The following is a 15823-nucleotide window of genomic DNA, read 5'->3' as shown; positions in this document are numbered from 1 at the left end:
GGGCGCTACGCGGTGTCGCCGTGCCGCCGGACCGGGCGGGCCTGGTCCTCTCGAAAGGCGACGGGCGCTTGTCCCGTCCACCGGCGGAAGCTGCGCGAAAAGCTGTTGGCGTCGCGGTAGCCGAGGACTTGGGCGATCGCATCGGCGCGCAGGGTGGTCTTGGTCAGATACCGGATCGCGATGTCGCGCCGCGTGGAGTCCAGGACGTCCTGATACGACGTGCCTTCGGCACGCAACCGCCGCTGCAAAGTGCTGCGGCTGATGTCGAGCGCGAGGGCTACATCCTCGGCACCCGTGCGCCCTGCGGGCATCAGATCGACCAACGCCCCCCGCACCCGGTCGGCCATGGGCCATCGATCGTTCTGCGCGACGAGCTGAAGCCTCAGGTCGGCCTCGATATCGGCCCAGAGAGCAGGATTCTCGGAAATGAATCGTCGTTTCGCATCATCGGGCGAGAAGGCCACATATGCGGCATGCGAACGCTCGGGCATGATGCCGAGATGACCGGCAATCATGCGCCGCTCCTCCTCGGTTCCATCGAACCCCGCTGCGACCGGGCATATCAGATGGGCCGCCGCCCCGCGCATATGCTCGACCGCGACCACAAGTTGCAGGGCGCCAAGGCTCGGCGGCATGGGCACGCGGGCGTCGACGCTGTCGAATTCCACTCGCAACTGCCCGCCCTCCCAGAAGACGCGCATCAGCGTCGGACCAAGCAGGGACTTGAACTGCGCCAGTCGCATCAGCCCGGTTTCCATGTCGGGCGCGCAGGACAGCGTGAAAAAGACCGGAATGACCGGTCCGCGAGAGATCGCAACGCCAAGGTGAGGCACGTAGTCGGGGCGCGGCGACAACACTTCCATCGTGTTCCAGCAATCGAAATACTGCTGCGCGGTGCCGCGCATCTCGGTCTGGCCATATGGCAGCGCGCCAAGGCCCGCGGTGTCGAGCATCACCTGCGGATCGACTCCGAGGATACGGCACGCCACGTCGGTTGCCATGAACAGGGAATAGGTCTGTGAAGTGTCCATGCGCCAATCCTCTTTATTTCGTTGTTTGCCTGCCACGGGCGGTTGGGCAGGACCAGCCCCGGAATACCAACTGACCCGATCTGCATGCTTGTGACCGCATATGCATATCGCAGCACAGCCTCGTCGCGCCTAACCTGAAAACATTGGCAGGCCAGAGCCCCCGTCCATCAGCCTACCCGGAGAAAGCCATGAACCTTACGATAAACGGCACCAGCCACACGGTGGATCTGCCAGATGACATGCCGCTGCTTTGGGTGCTGCGGGACGGACTGAACATCACCGGCGTCAAATACGGCTGCGGCATCGCGCAATGTGGTGCCTGCACCGTGCATATCGACGGCGCGGCGGTGCGGTCCTGTCAGGTGGCGCTGGCGGATGTCTGGGGCGAGATCACGACGATCGAAGGGCTTGGTTCCCCCGATGCGCTGCACGCGGTGCAGGCGGCATGGATCGCCCAACAAGTGGCACAATGCGGCTACTGCCAGTCCGGCCAGATCATGCAGGCCGCCGACCTTCTGGCCCGAAACCCGGAGCCGACGGATGCGGACATCGATGCCGCGATGTCGGGCAACCTGTGCCGCTGCGGGACCTATCCCCGCATTCGCGCGGCTGTCCACGCTGCCGCCAGCGCGATGAAGGAGGCGTAAGATGAGCCGTTTGGGTAAATATACGCGACGCGGCTTCCTCTTCGCTTCGGTCGCGGCTGCGGGCGGCGTCGTCTTTGCTGTGCGCGCCTACAACGCCCGGCTGGAAAACCCCCTTCTGGCGGCATTGGCCCCCGGTGAGGCGGCGCTGACGCCCTATGTCAAGATCAACGGCGACGGCATCACGATCATTACCCCGCGCGCCGAGATGGGCCAGGGCATCCACACGACGCTTGCCGCGCTGGTGGCGGAGGAACTCGACGTGGACCTGGACCAGATCAGGGTCGAGCATGGGCCGCCATCGTCCGCCTATTTCAACGGCGGCGTAGTCGAGGAAGGCTATCCGTTCCCCGCTACCGACAACGGGGCCATCGCAGAGTTTGCACGCGCGCAACGCGACATTCCAGCGGTGTTCCTGAGCTACCAGATCACGGGCGGATCAACGTCGACCCATGACGCCTATGACAAGATGCGCCGCGCAGGCGCCGTGGCCCGTGAGACCCTCAAGGCCGCCGCGGCCGCGCGGGCGGGTCTCCCGGTCACACAATTAACCACGCAGTCAGGCACCGTCGTCCTGCCCGACGGCACGCGCATTCCCTATACCGATCTGGCGGCAGAGGCCGCCGCCATTGACCTTGCCGATGCCCCCGCTTTGCGCCCCCGCAGCGCATGGCGCATCCTGGGTAAGTCGCAGGACCGGTTTGACGTAGTCGACAAGTCGACGGGCCGGGCAATCTATGCCAGCGACATCAGGCTTCCCGGCATCCGCTTCGGCGCGCTGCGACGCAGCCCGCATCTCGGCGGCACACTTGCCGGCTTCGATGCAAGCGATGCCCTTGCCATGCCAGGCGTCGATGCGGTGCTTGATGTCGGGACGGGCGTCGTAGCCGTGGCACGTGACACGTGGACGGCGATGCGCGCACTTGATGCTGTGACGTATGACTGGACGCCGGCCGCCTATCCCGCGGACACCGCCGGGCATTTTGACGCCATCGCCGCCGCTTTCACTCCGGATCAACGCGACAGCCGCCAGCGCGATGACGGCGACGTCGAAACGGCGCTGGCAAGGGCGACCGTCATCAGCGGGGAATACCGCGCCCCCTACCTCGCGCATGCCACGATGGAGCCGATGAGCGCCGCTACCCTGATGCACGACGGCAAGCTGCAAATCTGGGCGGGCACCCAAGGCCCGACAGTGGCCCGACGCGAGGCCGCCCTTGCGGCCGGTCTGGCGGAGGACGCAGTGACGATCACCACCACCCTTCTGGGCGGCGCATTCGGGCGGCGCGGCGAGATGGACTTTGTCCAGATCGCGGCGCGGGTGGCGGTCCAGATGCAGGGCACGCCGGTCCTTCTGACCTACCCGCGCGAGGACGACATGTCGCGTGGCCCCTACCGACCCGCAGCGATCGGCCGGTTCCGTGCAACGGTCGCCGACGGCATGCCGTTCGCCGTCGACATCGAAACCGCTTCGCCATCGATCATGGCCGGCATCGATGCCCGTGGCGGCTCCCCCGCGCCGATCCCCGGTTTCGTGTCGGACTTCACGCTCAACCAGGCGCTGTGGGACCAGCCCTACGGGATCGAAAATTACCGCGTCAGCGGATACAAGACCACGCCGCTGCTGCCGGTCGGCTTCTGGCGCTCTGTCGGTGCGTCGCAGAACAGCTTCTTCCACGAATGCATGATGGATGAGTTGGCCATCGCCGTTGACCGCGATCCGGTCGAGATGCGCCTTGCGCTGATGACCGACGCGCCAAGCCGCGCCGTGCTGGAGGCGGTCGCCGAGATGGCAGGCTGGGGGGCTGCGCCCGCAGCCGGGCGGGCGCGGGGCGTGGCCTTTGCGCTGGCCTTCGGCGTGCCGACGGCCCAGATCGTCGAAATCGAACAGACCGACGGCGGCATCATGGTGCGCGATGTCTGGGTCGCCGCCGATGTCGGCGTGGCGCTCGACCCGCGCAACCTCGATGCGCAGCTTATCTCGGGCGTGAACTATGGCCTCAGCGCCGCCATCGGTGAGGAGATCACCCTGACGGGTGCTGCGGTGGACCAGTCCAACTTCCACGACTACCCGGTGTTGCGGATGTATCAGTCCCCGCGGATTCACACCCGCATCCTCGAAAACCAGCGGCACATCCGCGGCATCGGCGAGCCGGGCACACCGGCCGCCGCGCCGGCACTCGCGAACGCAGTCTTCGCCCTGACCGGGCAACGCCTGCGAGAGCTTCCCCTTGGCAAGAAGGTCGCATTCGCATGACAAGCAGCATTCACATCGCCGTCATCGCTTTGGGTTGCCTTGGCTTCGCCTCGCCAACGTTCGCCGAAGGTGAGCATGCCCTTGATCTGTCCGCCCTGCCGGAGGCTGGCAGTATCGCGCCCGCAGAAGGACTGGCGGCCTGGGACAGCATCCATGCCGTCCTGTCCCACCCGCGCTGCCTGAATTGCCATGTCGGCGACGACAACGTGCCGCTGTGGGGCACGGTCGCGGCCCCCGACCGCATTCACGGCATGGCGATCAATGCCGGCGACAGCCGGATCGGTGCCGAAGGCCTGTCCTGCAATGCCTGTCACCAGACCTCGACGCGGCCGAACGCGGTGCCGCATGCGCCGCCGCACACCGGCATGGACTGGCGTCTTGCCCCGGTCGCATTCCAGTGGACGGACCGCACGAGCGCCGAAATCTGCGCCCAACTGCGCGACCCCGACCGCAACGGCGGCCGCGACGCGGCCAGACTGATCGACCACATCCTGCACGATGCGGAATTGATCGGTTTCATCACATGGAGCTTCGATCCCGGCGCAGACCGCGATCCGGCACCCGGCAACATGCAGGCACATCTGGAGGATATGGCGATCTGGACGGCGGCAGGCATGCCGTGCCCGGAACCATGACGACCGCAGGTGCCACCCCGGACCATGCGCCGTCTACCGATCTGGCGCAGTCTTCTTTCCTCAACCCACCTGAAAGGACGGACCAATGACCGCGACCACCTACCCCCAGGGCGCAACCGCGCTTTTGTGCATCGACCCCTACAACGACTTCCTCGCCGAAGGCGGCAAGATGTGGTCGGCTTTGAGCGAGGTCGCCACATCGGTCGGCCTTCATGACAACCTGGCCAAGATAAGGGCGACAGCGCGCGGGGTGGGCCTGCCGATCTTCATCCTGCCGCACCACCGGCACGAGGCCACGGATTTTTCGGGATGGGCGCATCTGACGCCTTCGCAGGCCGCCGCACACGAATACCAGTTGTTTGCCGAAGGCAGTTGGGGCGGTAAATGGTATGATGGTTTCGGCCCGGATGAAGGCGACATCGTCGTCAAGGAACACTGGGGGGCGTCAAGCTTTGCCAATACCGACCTTGACATGCAACTGCGTCAGCGCGGGATCACCCATGTGATCTTCATCGGCCTGATCGCTAACACCTGTGTGGAAACGTCGGCGCGCCAGGCCGCCGAACTTGGCTACCACGTGACGTTGGTCCGAGATGCCACGGCGGCCATGTCGCCTGAGGCGATGCACGCCGCCCACGAGATCAACGGCCCGACCTATGCCCACGCCATCCTGACAACGGCGGAGGTAATGGCGCAACTTGGCGCAAAGGACGCGGCATGATCCTCGGGCATGCGGCGACGACGCTGGTCGCAAAGCGCGCGGCACCCGACATGCCTTGGTGGCTTCTCTTGGTCAGTGCCTTCCTGATCGACATCGCGATGTTCACTTTCGTCGGGCTCGGGATCGAAACGATGGAACCGACGGGCGGATCACCAAGCCTGTCCAACGCCATCGTCGACATGACGTTCAGCCACGATCTTGTCCCCCAGATCGGCTGGACGCTGCTGGCGGGTGCGATCGCCTTCGTGGTTTCGGGGCGGCGCCTGTTCGCGCTGATCGCCATGGCTTTGTCATTGGGCCACTGGCTGTGCGACCTCGTGGCAGGCTACGGTCATTTCGTGTTCGGCCCCGACAGTCATCCGATCGGCACGGACTGGTACCACCTGAACCTGACCGCGGCACTGACATTCGAGGCGGCCCTGGGTGTCCTTTGCGTCTTTCTTTTCACGCGCGGTAAATCCTACTCGCCAAGCGCGCAGATAGGGCTCTACGGACTGTTCGGCGTCTTGCCCTTTGCTTTCCTTGTCATCTGACTGCAACGCCTGCACCATTCAGCGCAGCATCGGCGAGTTCGACCGTATCACCCGCGAGGTCCGCCGTTCGCAACTTGCCGGACCAGATCGCACGGAAAAATGACCGGAGACCCCATGACCGAAGCCCGCGCCGTTTTCCTCGAGGGAAACCTCTTTCGCCACATCACGGTGATGGCGCTGACCTCGTCGGTGGGGCTGATGGCGGTCTTCGCGGTCGACTTCATCGACATGGTCTTCATCGCGATGCTGGGAAATGCGGAACTGGCCGCGGCGGTGGGCTATGCGGGCGCGATCCTGTTCTTTACCACATCTTTCGGTATCGGCATGGCGATTGCGGCGGGCGCACTGGTGGCCCGGGCGCTGGGACAGGGCGACGAGGAACTGGCCCGCGCCCAGGCCGCAGCAGCGCTTGTCTGGGGTGTCGTCTTTGGCAGCATCTTCGCGGCTGCCGTCTGGTTCAACCTTGCGCCGCTTGCGGCGCTCATGGGGGCCACGGGCGAAACCTTGGACCTTGCAGTGCGCTACCTGCGGATCATCGTGCCCAGCCTGCCGTTCCTGATCGTCGGGATGGTGGGTGGCGCGATCCTGCGCGCGCATGGCGACGCACGCCGCGCAATGATGGCGACGGTCTGGGGCGCGCTGGTCAATGCAATCCTCGACCCGATCCTGATCTTCGGACTGGGACTCGACCTCACGGGTGCGGCACTGGCCAGCGTGGCGGCGCGGCTGGTGATCGCGGGCACGGCGCTGATCCCGATTTTCCGCCACCACGGCGGGCTGGTGCGGCCAGGAGTGTCCGAGATGCGCGTCGCCTTCGTGCCCATCCTGACTATCGCCGGGCCCGCGATCCTGACCCAACTGGCCACACCGTTGGGACAAGCTGTCGTGACCCGCGCCATGGCCGGTTTCGGCGAGGCGGCGGTGGCGGGCATGGCGATCGCCAGCCGAATGACACCCGTGGCCTTTTGCGTCATCTTCGCCCTTTCGGGGGCCATCGGGCCGGTCATCGGCCAGAACTTCGGCGCGGGGCGCATGGACCGGGTCCGGCAGGCCTACCGCAACGGCCTGATCTTTTGCGGGCTGTTCACCCTTGCCATGACCGCGATCCTCGTCGCCCTGCGCGGGCCCATCATCGCGCTGTTCGGGGCCGAGGGGGTGACGCGGGACCTGATCTTGCTGTTCTGCGGCCCGCTGGCGCTGGCGTTCTTCTTTAACGGCGTGATCTTCGTTGCCAACGCGGCCTTCAACAACATGGGCCATCCATTCCGGTCCACCTGGATCAACTGGGGGCGGCATACGCTGGGAACTGTGCCTTTCGTACTGGTGGGTGGCGCGATGTTTGGTGCGGCTGGGGTGCTGATCGGGCAAGCGGTGGGCGGCGTGTTCTTTGCCGGCATCGCCGCCGTGATGGTGCGGCGCATGATGAAAGCTGATGCCGGTGCGCCCGCTCCGGAGGGGCCATTCGACCGCCAGGCGCGGCTGATGAGCCTGATGCACCGTCGCCGCTGATACGGCCGACAAGGCGTCGAACGGCCTCTCTCCGCCGCAACTGGCAACTGGTGCGGCCTCATGAGGCTCGCGCTGTTGACTGCACGGGTTCACCCTCCTCCTACGACATCTCCGATACCATGATGTGAACGTCCGGTTTCGTGCAGTGTCTCAGGTCTATTCGCAATTGCAGAGGATGTCGGCTTTCCGCCCAAACGCACCCACCAAAAAAAGCCCGGTCCGACCGACCGGGCTTTTCACCTCTTCTCAACGCAAAGCTGTCGTCAGTAGATGACGACGCCACGGATGCTTTCGCCGCTGTGCATCAGATCGAACCCCTTGTTGATGTCGTCCAGCGGCATCGTGTGGGTGATCATCGGGTCGATCTCGATCTTGCCGTCCATGTACCAATCCACGATCTTGGGCACATCCGTGCGGCCCCGCGCCCCGCCGAACGCAGTCCCGCGCCAGCTGCGGCCCGTGACCAGTTGGAACGGACGCGTGCTGATCTCGGCACCTGCGGGGGCCACGCCGATGATGATGCTCTCGCCCCAGCCCTTGTGCGCGCATTCCAGTGCGGTGCGCATCACGCCCACGTTGCCTGTCGCGTCAAAGGTGTAATCTGCGCCGCCGCCCGTCAGCTCCACCAGGTGCCCGACCAGATCGCCCTTGACCTCTTTGGGGTTCACGAAATGGGTCATGCCGAAATGGTCGGCCATCTTCTTTTTCTCGGGGTTGATGTCGACGCCGACGATCTGGCTTGCCCCCGCCAGACGCAGGCCCTGAATGACGTTCAACCCGATCCCGCCCAGGCCAAAGACAACGGCCGTTGATCCGATTTCCACCTTGGCCGTGTTGATCACCGCACCGATGCCCGTGGTCACACCGCAGCCGATGTAGCAGATCTTGTCGAACGGTGCGTCCTTGCGCACTTTGGCCAGCGCGATTTCCGGCAGGACCGTGTGATTGGCAAAGGTCGAGCAGCCCATGTAATGCAGGATCGGCGTCCCATCCAGCATCGAGAAACGGCTGGTCCCGTCGGGCATCAGCCCTTGGCCCTGCGTGCTGCGGATCGACTGGCACAGGTTGGTTTTCGGGTTCAGGCAGTAATCACACTCGCGGCATTCGGGCGTGTAGAGGGGGATCACGTGATCGCCGACCTCCAGGCTGGTGACGCCGGGGCCGACCTCGACCACGACGCCTGCACCTTCATGGCCCAGGATCGCGGGAAACGCGCCTTCGGGGTCGTCACCTGACCGGGTGAATTCATCGGTGTGGCACAGGCCGGTGGCCTTAATCTCGACCAGAACCTCACCGGCCTTGGGGCCTTCGAGATTGACCTCCATGACTTCGAGGGGCTGACCTGCCTTGAGGGCGACGGCGGCACGAGTACGCATATGATCGGTCCTTTGTTGATTTGCGGCAATGGTCTGCGAATTGCGGCCGGAATTCAACCCGCGCCCACTTGTCAAAGACCGACTTAGCTTGTCAGGGTGGGCCTCATGAAAATCTTGTTTCTTTTGCCGCTGCTCGCGGCCTGCGTCACCGGACCTGCACCGGTTCCTTCGGACGACGGATGCGGTGCCGCGGGTTACGCGGGCCTGCTGGGCCAGAACATCGCGGCAGTGACCCTGCCGGCGGATCTGAACCACCGTGTCATCGGTCCCAACCAGATGGTGACGATGGATTATGTCGAAAGCCGGGTCAATTTCGAAACCGATATCGTCGGCACGATCATGAGGGTGACATGCGGATAATCTGGACCCTGCCGCTGCTGGCTTTGATGGCCTGCGGAGGATCACCGCGCGGCGTGGCACCCCAGGCGCAGACAGCCGTCCACAACCCCGTACCGATGGGCGTCGACAATTCCTGCGGCGGGCGGCGTTACGGCAGCCTGGTGGGCAAGGACGCCACGGTGCTGGAAACGGTCCTGATCCTGGGGCCCGTGCAGGTCATCCGCCCTGGCGGGATCACGGCACAGGACTATCAGCCGGACCGGATCAATTTCATCGTGGGTGGTGACGGGACGATTACGCAGATCACCTGCGGCTGATCCGTATCGAAGCCTGCCACCGACACCACGCACTGGGTGGGGGCTCATGGCGCGGTGCCGGGGCAGTCCTTCGATACCAGTTCGTTGACATCAAAGCTGGGCGCAAAGACGGACAGACCGTGATGAATCCCGCGTGTTTTCGTGTCAGCATCAAGGCAGGGTTGATTTATTGCTGCATTGCCATGATCTTGGGTGAATGACAGATCAAAGCCCGATCCCGTTCAAACCCTATCGCGATGATCGCGTGTCGTTTCATCGTACCGAAATGGCCCCCATCCTGACGGTTTACGGTCGGTTCGTCGCGGCGGGCGAATGGCGCGATTACGGGATCAGCGCCCTGCGTGACGTTGCCGTGTTTTCGGTGTTTCGCAGAACCGCTGAAAACCCCGTTTACCGGATCGAAAAGCGTCCCAAACTGCGGTTGAAGCAAGGCCAATATGCCGTCGTTGGCATGGATGGGCAGGTCCTGAAACGCGGTCACGACCTGCGCCAGGTATTGAGCGTGCTGGAACGCAAGCTGATCCGCATCGTCGACTGATATTATATCACGGTTTCGACATGTTTCGCATGCGAAACATATTATGTCATATTTAACAGTATGTTAACCGGCCCGTTCGGTCAGGCGGCGGCGAGAGGAGACGTCACCGTCGCCTTGGGTTTTGATGCGCAGGATTGCATTGTCGATGGGTTCATAGACGCAAGCCATGGCGTGGGCGTTGGCATGGATCATTACCTGTTCATCGACCATCATGCCTACGTGGCCCGGCCAGAATATCAGGTCGCCGCGCTGCAACGGGGCGTCGGGGGACAACGCATCGCCAAGGGCTGCCTCTTGCAGGTCGGCGTCACCGGGGCAGGGGATGTCGCAGGCGGTCAAGGCTGCATGGATCAACCCGGAACAGTCGATGCCGCGCGTGGAATTGCCGCCCCACAGGTAAGGGACGTTGAAATGCAGCTGTGCCACGTTGACCGGATCGGCAAAGGGACGATCCAGCGGGCGCAGGTGCTTTTTCGGGACAAACCCCTGTGGGGTCTCAAAGAATTTGGGCCGTTCGTCGATCACGCGCAGGCGTGCGCCGAACGGCAGGGCCATGGTGGGTTCGGATTTCATGGTCTCTGACGTGTAGGCATGGGTTCCGAATGTGCTGACCCGGTGGGTCGGCCAATGGATATTGTCCAGCCGGTCGGCGGCGACATATCCGCAATAGCCGTTTTCCGTCTGGACGAAGGCCCAACCATTCTGAAATTCCAGCGTCGTGACGTTTTCACCCAGTAGCAGCTGCCGTTCACGTGCGCCGCCGGGACTGCGGCACAGGTCCGTCACCGGACGCGACAAACGTGCTGGCGTGCCGTCAACCGCAACGCGGTCGGTCAGACCGAGGCTGCGCAGGGCAACCCGGTCGTTGGCGGGCCAAAGCCTGCGATCGGTCACAGGTTCAACAGTTTCGGCAGGGCGTCCAGCAGCGCGCGCGCACCCATCCCGACACCGCCCTTGGGGCGGGCGGGTTTCGCGCTCGGATTCCAGCCGTAGATGTCGAAATGAATGTAAGGCGCGTCGACGAAACGGCGCAGGAACAGGGCTGCGGTGGTGGCCCCGGCCATGCCGCCTGAGGGCGCGTTGTCCAGATCGGCAATACCGGGTTCGATCATCGTCTCGTAGGGGTCGTGGAACGGTAGACGCCAGACGGGATCGGCCACGGCGCGTGCGGATGCGGTTAGGGCCTCGGCATGGGTATCGTCATCGGTGAAAAATGGCGACAGGTCCGGCCCGACCGCCACACGCGCGGCCCCGGTCAGAGTGGCCATCGATACGATCAGATCGGGCGATTCCTCGGATGCAAGGGCCAGCGCGTCGGCCAGCACCAGACGTCCCTCTGCGTCGGTATTGTTGATTTCGACCGTCAGCCCCTTGCGGCTGGTCAGGATGTCCTGCGGGCGAAAGGCATTGCCAGAAATACTGTTTTCCACGGCCGGGATCAGCAGGCGCAGACGGATATTCAGCCCTAGTGCCATGATCATATGCGCAAGGCCCAGGGTGGTGGCGGCCCCGCCCATGTCCTTTTTCATCAGGCCCATGGACCCTGCGGGTTTGATGTTCAGGCCGCCGGTGTCGAAACACACGCCCTTGCCAACCAGTGTCAGGGTCGGGCCCGTGTTGCCCCAACGCAGGTCAATCAGGCGCGGTGCGCGGGTGCTGGCGCGGCCGACGGTGTGGATCATCGGGAAATTCGCCGCCAGCAGGTCGTCGCCTGTGGTGACGGTGATATCGGCGCCGTGCTGACGCGCGAGGTCGCGCGCCTGTTGTTCAAGCTCGTCCGGGCCCATGTCGGATGCGGGGGTGTTGATCAGGTCGCGTGTCAGAAACTCGCCAGCGGCGATCGCCTCGATCCGGGCGGCGTCGATGCTGGCGGGCGCGATCAGTTGGGCGGGTGGCTTGGCCGGTTTGCGATAGCGGTCAAAGTCATAAGAGGCGAGCAACCAGCCCAATGCGGCCTCTTGCATCCGGGCGGGGGACAGATCGGTCTGGATCGCATAGGTGCCGGCGGGCAAACTGCGGGCCGCCGATCCGACATCAAAACGGCTGCGCTTGCGGCTGGCCTCGGACCCGGCACCGACGAGGGCCATGGCGATGCCCCCCTCGGGCCCCGGCACAGCCAGTGTGGCACCGGCACCGCCGGTGAAATCCGCCGCATCGGCCCAGGTGCGGGCGCTGTCCGGTATCGTATCAGGGACGTCCTGTTCGATGATGTAGAGAGGCACGGCAGAGCTGTCGGGGCTGGCAAAGGTCGCGGACATTGGGGGGCCTATGATTTGGGATCAGATCCAACCTAACCGTCTGGTCAGCCGCGACAAGGCCCAGTGCCTAGCCCCCGCGCAGCATCCAGACCTGGCCGATGGCCAAATCAAAGCTGCGTTCAAGACGGGCCATCGTCGCCTCGACCGCGATGCCGTCGCGCTGTCTGGCGCTGTCCGCCACGTGGCCTGCGGCTGTCGCGACCTCGGTCAGGCCGATCCGGGCGGCGATTGTCGCCATGCGTCTGGCCTGACCGGGCAGGTCGTCAAAACCCCCATGGTCACGCCCGTCGCGCATGATTCCCAGGCGGGTGGCCAGATCCTCGAGCGAGGTGGCGATGGTGCGGTCCGCGCGGGCGGCCCCCTGCCGGGCATAGAGGTCCTGCAAAAGGCCATGGTCGATGGCGCAATCCAGAAGGCATTCGAGAACGGTCACTTGGGTCATTTTAGGTGTTTCTCAGGGCTGGGGTTCGGCCCAACCTGCGCGCAACAGGGTTCCCAATTCGTTGAACAAGCTGATTTTAATGCCTCGAATTCCCCTAAAATGCGCGATAGGTTTCAGGGGTAAAAATTACGGAAAGCGCGATCATGGACTTCGCAAGACCTCTTCCCGAATACCTGATCACACGGTTTCATGGCTGGCAGGCGACCACATATTCACAGAACAAGGGCTGGTATCGGCGTCTGGCCGACGAAGGACAGCGCCCGCGCGCGATGATCATCTCCTGCTGCGACAGCCGGGTGCATGTCACCGCGATGTTCGGGGCGGATCAGGGCGAATTCTTTATTCACCGGAATATCGCCAATCTGGTGCCGGCCTTTGTTTCGGATGGTGAACATCACGGCACCTCTGCGGCCGTGGAATACGCGGTTACGTCACTGCATGTGTCGCATCTGGTCGTGATGGGTCATTCAGGCTGTGGCGGTGTCGAAGGCTGTTACGAGATGTGCGAGGGCCATGCCCCCGCGCTGGAGGAGAAAACCAGTTTCGTCGGGCGGTGGATGGATATTCTGCGTCCCGGATACGACCGCTTGCCGCAGGGGGATGATGCGACGCGCAAACGCGCGCTGGAAAAGGAAGGCGTGCTGATCAGCCTCGAAAACCTGATGAGCTTTCCATTCGTGCGGGCAGCCGTCGAGTCGGGTGAGCTGACCTTGCACGGCGTCTGGAACCATATCGGCAATGGCTCGCTCGAGGTTTATGACCCCCCCAGTGGGGCATTCCACCCGATCTAGCGGCTGGACACGCACGACGTCGTGCGGTTGGGGCGTCGATCTAAAGCATTTGTTAATCTCTTGGCGGCACGCTGCACGGATGATGCGGTGGCCCACCTTGTTGCGCGGTTGGAACGGAACTGATGCAGGATATGACATCCTGCTGCGGTTCGCCCCGGATATTGATGCCGCCTATGAGGCAGAGCATGAGGCGGTCCGACTGCGGCTGGTCAACCGGATGGTCGTGTTTGGTCTGGTCATGTACAATGCCTACAACCTGACCGCATATGTGCTGGCCGGCGACGTCTTCTGGCATGGGCTGGTCATGCGGCTTGCTGTGGTGACACCGTTGTCCTTTGCCATGATGATGGTCCTGCAGCGGGTGAATGCGATCTGGCGGGAACGCATCCTGCTGGTCGGCATGATCAATGCCTATCTGGTGCCGGTCTTTGTGTTGTGGTCGTCCCGGTCGCAATGGGCGTTGTTGCTGACAAACGAGATGATCCTGATGATCGTTTTCGCCACGACCCTGATTACCCTGCGGTTTCGGCATGCGATCATCTATACGGCGGTCGTGCTGGGTCTGACGCTGGCCGTGATCTGGACCAACCCGGCCATCGCGACCACGCTGATCTGGCCACTGACGTTGCAGATGATCCTTGCCGCGGTGTTCTGCCTGTATGCAAACCATCACAGCGAACGGCGACGTTGCGAGGATTACATGCGTGCCTACAGGGCTGCGGATCGGGCGCGAACCGCTGAAAACTCCGAACGCCGCATGACCATGCTGTCGCTGACCGACGCGCTGACAGGGATTCCCAACCGCCGCAGTTTCGAATGGATGATGTCCGACTGGGTGGCTGGCCACGATGCTGTCGGGTTGATGATGATCGATATCGATCATTTCAAGTTGTACAACGACACGATGGGGCATCCGGCAGGCGACGGTTGCCTGCGCCGGGTCGCGGCAACCCTGTCAGCGGTTGCATTGGGACCCCATGTGCAGATCGCCCGTATCGGCGGCGAGGAATTTGCCGTGGTGATGCGGGGCGCGACATCCAGCGGGTCCAAGGCGCTTGCCACCGAAATCATCCGCGAAATCCGCGGCATGGCCGATCCGCATCCGGGCCGGCTGGACGGCGTGAACCGGGTCACGATCAGTATCGGGTTGGCCGTGTCATCCGCCGCTGACCCGTTCGACCGCGCGGTGCTGATGTCGGATGCGGATGCCGCACTCTATCAGGCCAAGCGTGCTGGGCGAGATTGCTGGCGGTTTTCAGAGCCGGCGGGACCGATCGTTGATCTGCGTCAAATCGCGTGATCCCCCCTGCAAAAGCAAACGGGCGGACCTGTTGGCCCGCCCGTGAAACGGTCAGATAACGGGGCGGATCAGCCTTTCTTCAGGCACTCGCGGCCCAGAAGTTCGGCGATCTGCACAGCATTCAGGGCCGCACCCTTGCGCAGGTTATCGGACACGCACCACAGGTTGATGCCGTTGTCGATCGTGCTGTCCTGACGGATGCGGCTGATGAAGGTTGCGAAATCGCCGACACATTCGATCGGCGTGACGTAGCCACCGTCCTCGCGCTTGTCGATCACCATGACGCCGGGTGCCTCGCGCAGGATGTCGCGGGCCTCTTCTTCGTCAAGGAAATCCTCGAATTCGATGTTGATCGATTCCGAATGGCCGACGAACACGGGCACGCGCACGCAGGTTGCCGTGACCTTGATCTTGGGGTCGACGATCTTTTTGGTTTCGACGACCATTTTCCACTCTTCCTTGGTGGACCCGTCTTCCATGAACACGTCGATATGGGGGATGACGTTGAACGCGATCTGTTTGGTGAACTTGGTCACGCCGGTGTTGTCGGTGGGGTTATACACCGCCTTGGTCTGGTCCCACAGCGCATCCATGCCTTCCTTGCCCGCGCCGGACACGGACTGGTAGGTGCTGACGACGACGCGTTTGATCCGGGCGCGATCGTGCAGCGGCTTGAGCGCGACAACCATCTGCGCGGTCGAGCAGTTGGGGTTCGCGATGATCATCTTGTTCTTGTAGTCGTGGATCGCCTCGGGGTTCACCTCGGGAACGATCAGCGGGATCTGGCTGTCGTAACGGTAGAGCGAGGAGTTATCGATGACGACGCAGCCGGCCTTGGCGGCAATGGGTGCATATTTCGCGGTCGCCTCGGACCCCACGGCAAACAGGGCCATGTCCCAGCCGGTGAAATCGAAGGCATCGAGGTCCTTGGTTTTCAGAGTTTTCTCACCAAAGCTGACTTCGGTGCCGAGCGAACGGCGGCTGGCAAGTGCGACGATCTCGTCAACGGGGAACGCCCGTTCGGCGAGGATGTTCAGCATTTCGTGGCCCACGTTGCCCGTGGCCCCGACGATGGCGATTCTGTAGCCCATGGTCTGCTCCTTGAATGACGTTGGGCTGTTACGCTGAAACG

17 protein-coding genes are annotated in these 15823 nt (G+C 63.5%); 11 read left to right on the top strand and 6 right to left on the bottom strand.

Annotated elements, in window-relative coordinates:
* Window positions 1-5 precede the first annotated feature (5 nt).
* Window positions 6-1031, bottom strand: coding sequence for a helix-turn-helix domain-containing protein (locus LGQ03_RS11840; RefSeq protein ID WP_226748573.1), 1026 nt, complete (start codon window positions 1029-1031; stop codon window positions 6-8).
* Between the two features lie 188 nt (window positions 1032-1219).
* Between LGQ03_RS11840 and LGQ03_RS11835 the strand changes: the two genes are divergently transcribed.
* From LGQ03_RS11835 to LGQ03_RS11810, 6 genes are all read left to right on the top strand, one after another.
* Window positions 1220-1678 (top strand): (2Fe-2S)-binding protein, encoded by a 459-nt coding sequence (locus tag LGQ03_RS11835; RefSeq protein ID WP_226748572.1) that lies wholly within the window; start codon window positions 1220-1222, stop codon window positions 1676-1678.
* Window position 1679: 1 nt separating this feature from the next.
* The gene (locus LGQ03_RS11830; RefSeq protein WP_226748571.1) at window positions 1680-3932 is read left to right on the top strand and encodes a xanthine dehydrogenase family protein molybdopterin-binding subunit; all 2253 of its coding nucleotides are present in this window, start codon (window positions 1680-1682) and stop codon (window positions 3930-3932) included.
* On the top strand, window positions 3929-4567 hold the full coding sequence (locus tag LGQ03_RS11825; protein ID WP_226748570.1) for a hypothetical protein: 639 nt from the start codon (window positions 3929-3931) through the stop codon (window positions 4565-4567). The genes LGQ03_RS11830 and LGQ03_RS11825 overlap by 4 nt, the downstream gene beginning before the upstream one ends.
* An 85-nt stretch (window positions 4568-4652) precedes the next feature.
* Window positions 4653-5288: an isochorismatase family cysteine hydrolase gene (locus LGQ03_RS11820; protein ID WP_226748569.1), complete on the top strand. Its 636-nt coding sequence runs from the start codon at window positions 4653-4655 to the stop codon at window positions 5286-5288.
* Complete coding sequence (locus tag LGQ03_RS11815) at window positions 5285-5821, top strand: hypothetical protein (protein WP_226748568.1); 537 nt, start codon at window positions 5285-5287, stop codon at window positions 5819-5821. Before LGQ03_RS11820 ends, LGQ03_RS11815 begins: the two co-directional genes overlap by 4 nt.
* Window positions 5822-5935: 114 nt before the next feature.
* Window positions 5936-7330 carry an MATE family efflux transporter gene (locus tag LGQ03_RS11810; RefSeq protein ID WP_226748567.1) on the top strand — a complete coding sequence of 465 codons (1395 nt, stop codon included), beginning with the start codon at window positions 5936-5938 and terminating at the stop codon, window positions 7328-7330.
* Between the two features lie 263 nt (window positions 7331-7593).
* On the opposite strand, the gene LGQ03_RS11805 is transcribed toward LGQ03_RS11810, so the two are convergent.
* A complete protein-coding gene (locus LGQ03_RS11805; protein WP_226748566.1) occupies window positions 7594-8706 on the bottom strand; it encodes an S-(hydroxymethyl)glutathione dehydrogenase/class III alcohol dehydrogenase in 1113 nt (370 codons plus the stop codon).
* Between the two features lie 105 nt (window positions 8707-8811).
* Here LGQ03_RS11805 and LGQ03_RS11800 point away from each other — a divergent pair, with 105 nt between their 5' ends.
* The 3 genes from LGQ03_RS11800 (at window position 8812) to LGQ03_RS11790 (ending at window position 9900) form a co-directional block, all read left to right on the top strand.
* Window positions 8812-9066, top strand: coding sequence for an I78 family peptidase inhibitor (locus LGQ03_RS11800; protein ID WP_226748565.1), 255 nt, complete (start codon window positions 8812-8814; stop codon window positions 9064-9066).
* Entirely contained in the window at window positions 9057-9362 is a 306-nt protein-coding gene (locus LGQ03_RS11795; protein ID WP_226748564.1) for an I78 family peptidase inhibitor, read from the top strand. The genes LGQ03_RS11800 and LGQ03_RS11795 overlap by 10 nt, the downstream gene beginning before the upstream one ends.
* Before the next feature lie 196 nt (window positions 9363-9558).
* Window positions 9559-9900: a DUF2794 domain-containing protein gene (locus LGQ03_RS11790; RefSeq protein WP_056035299.1), complete on the top strand. Its 342-nt coding sequence runs from the start codon at window positions 9559-9561 to the stop codon at window positions 9898-9900.
* A gap of 63 nt (window positions 9901-9963) precedes the next feature.
* On the opposite strand, the gene LGQ03_RS11785 is transcribed toward LGQ03_RS11790, so the two are convergent.
* The 3 genes from LGQ03_RS11785 to LGQ03_RS11775 all read right to left on the bottom strand — a co-directional run bounded on the left by LGQ03_RS11785 (window position 9964) and on the right by LGQ03_RS11775 (window position 12600).
* Window positions 9964-10794 carry a C40 family peptidase gene (locus tag LGQ03_RS11785; RefSeq protein ID WP_226748563.1) on the bottom strand — a complete coding sequence of 277 codons (831 nt, stop codon included), beginning with the start codon at window positions 10792-10794 and terminating at the stop codon, window positions 9964-9966.
* Window positions 10791-12158, bottom strand: coding sequence for a leucyl aminopeptidase family protein (locus LGQ03_RS11780; RefSeq protein ID WP_226748562.1), 1368 nt, complete (start codon window positions 12156-12158; stop codon window positions 10791-10793). Before LGQ03_RS11780 ends, LGQ03_RS11785 begins: the two co-directional genes overlap by 4 nt.
* Before the next feature lie 67 nt (window positions 12159-12225).
* Window positions 12226-12600 carry a hypothetical protein gene (locus LGQ03_RS11775; RefSeq protein WP_226748561.1) on the bottom strand — a complete coding sequence of 125 codons (375 nt, stop codon included), beginning with the start codon at window positions 12598-12600 and terminating at the stop codon, window positions 12226-12228.
* Window positions 12601-12743: 143 nt separating this feature from the next.
* Between LGQ03_RS11775 and LGQ03_RS11770 the strand changes: the two genes are divergently transcribed.
* Together LGQ03_RS11770 and LGQ03_RS11765 are read left to right on the top strand one after the other, a co-directional pair.
* A complete protein-coding gene (locus LGQ03_RS11770; protein ID WP_090159867.1) occupies window positions 12744-13391 on the top strand; it encodes a carbonic anhydrase in 648 nt (215 codons plus the stop codon).
* Window positions 13392-13470: 79 nt separating this feature from the next.
* Window positions 13471-14691, top strand: a complete 1221-nt coding sequence (locus LGQ03_RS11765) for a GGDEF domain-containing protein (RefSeq protein ID WP_226748560.1) — start codon at window positions 13471-13473, stop codon at window positions 14689-14691.
* 68 nt (window positions 14692-14759) lie between these two features.
* On the opposite strand, the gene LGQ03_RS11760 is transcribed toward LGQ03_RS11765, so the two are convergent.
* The gene (locus LGQ03_RS11760; protein WP_056035283.1) at window positions 14760-15782 is read right to left on the bottom strand and encodes an aspartate-semialdehyde dehydrogenase; all 1023 of its coding nucleotides are present in this window, start codon (window positions 15780-15782) and stop codon (window positions 14760-14762) included.
* Window positions 15783-15823: the final 41 nt, after the last annotated feature.

It is taken from the genome of Loktanella gaetbuli, from assembly GCF_020531945.1.
In the GTDB taxonomy this organism is placed as follows: domain Bacteria; phylum Pseudomonadota; class Alphaproteobacteria; order Rhodobacterales; family Rhodobacteraceae; genus Loktanella; species Loktanella gaetbuli.
Note: the sequence above shows the minus strand (reverse complement) of the source record. Positions and strands in the feature narration are given on the sequence as shown.

Coding starts and splice junctions, on each gene's coding strand:
- LGQ03_RS11760 (WP_056035283.1), bottom strand. CDS start 15,782: ATGGGCTACAGAATCGCCATCGTCGGGGCCACGGGCAACGTGGGCCAC.
- LGQ03_RS11830 (WP_226748571.1), top strand. CDS start 1,680: ATGAGCCGTTTGGGTAAATATACGCGACGCGGCTTCCTCTTCGCTTCG.
- LGQ03_RS11840 (WP_226748573.1), bottom strand. CDS start 1,031: ATGGACACTTCACAGACCTATTCCCTGTTCATGGCAACCGACGTGGCG.
- LGQ03_RS11815 (WP_226748568.1), top strand. CDS start 5,285: ATGATCCTCGGGCATGCGGCGACGACGCTGGTCGCAAAGCGCGCGGCA.
- LGQ03_RS11775 (WP_226748561.1), bottom strand. CDS start 12,600: ATGACCCAAGTGACCGTTCTCGAATGCCTTCTGGATTGCGCCATCGAC.
- LGQ03_RS11805 (WP_226748566.1), bottom strand. CDS start 8,706: ATGCGTACTCGTGCCGCCGTCGCCCTCAAGGCAGGTCAGCCCCTCGAA.
- LGQ03_RS11770 (WP_090159867.1), top strand. CDS start 12,744: ATGGACTTCGCAAGACCTCTTCCCGAATACCTGATCACACGGTTTCAT.
- LGQ03_RS11800 (WP_226748565.1), top strand. CDS start 8,812: ATGAAAATCTTGTTTCTTTTGCCGCTGCTCGCGGCCTGCGTCACCGGA.
- LGQ03_RS11810 (WP_226748567.1), top strand. CDS start 5,936: ATGACCGAAGCCCGCGCCGTTTTCCTCGAGGGAAACCTCTTTCGCCAC.
- LGQ03_RS11765 (WP_226748560.1), top strand. CDS start 13,471: ATGATGCGGTGGCCCACCTTGTTGCGCGGTTGGAACGGAACTGATGCA.
- LGQ03_RS11835 (WP_226748572.1), top strand. CDS start 1,220: ATGAACCTTACGATAAACGGCACCAGCCACACGGTGGATCTGCCAGAT.
- LGQ03_RS11795 (WP_226748564.1), top strand. CDS start 9,057: ATGCGGATAATCTGGACCCTGCCGCTGCTGGCTTTGATGGCCTGCGGA.
- LGQ03_RS11780 (WP_226748562.1), bottom strand. CDS start 12,158: ATGTCCGCGACCTTTGCCAGCCCCGACAGCTCTGCCGTGCCTCTCTAC.
- LGQ03_RS11820 (WP_226748569.1), top strand. CDS start 4,653: ATGACCGCGACCACCTACCCCCAGGGCGCAACCGCGCTTTTGTGCATC.
- LGQ03_RS11825 (WP_226748570.1), top strand. CDS start 3,929: ATGACAAGCAGCATTCACATCGCCGTCATCGCTTTGGGTTGCCTTGGC.
- LGQ03_RS11790 (WP_056035299.1), top strand. CDS start 9,559: ATGACAGATCAAAGCCCGATCCCGTTCAAACCCTATCGCGATGATCGC.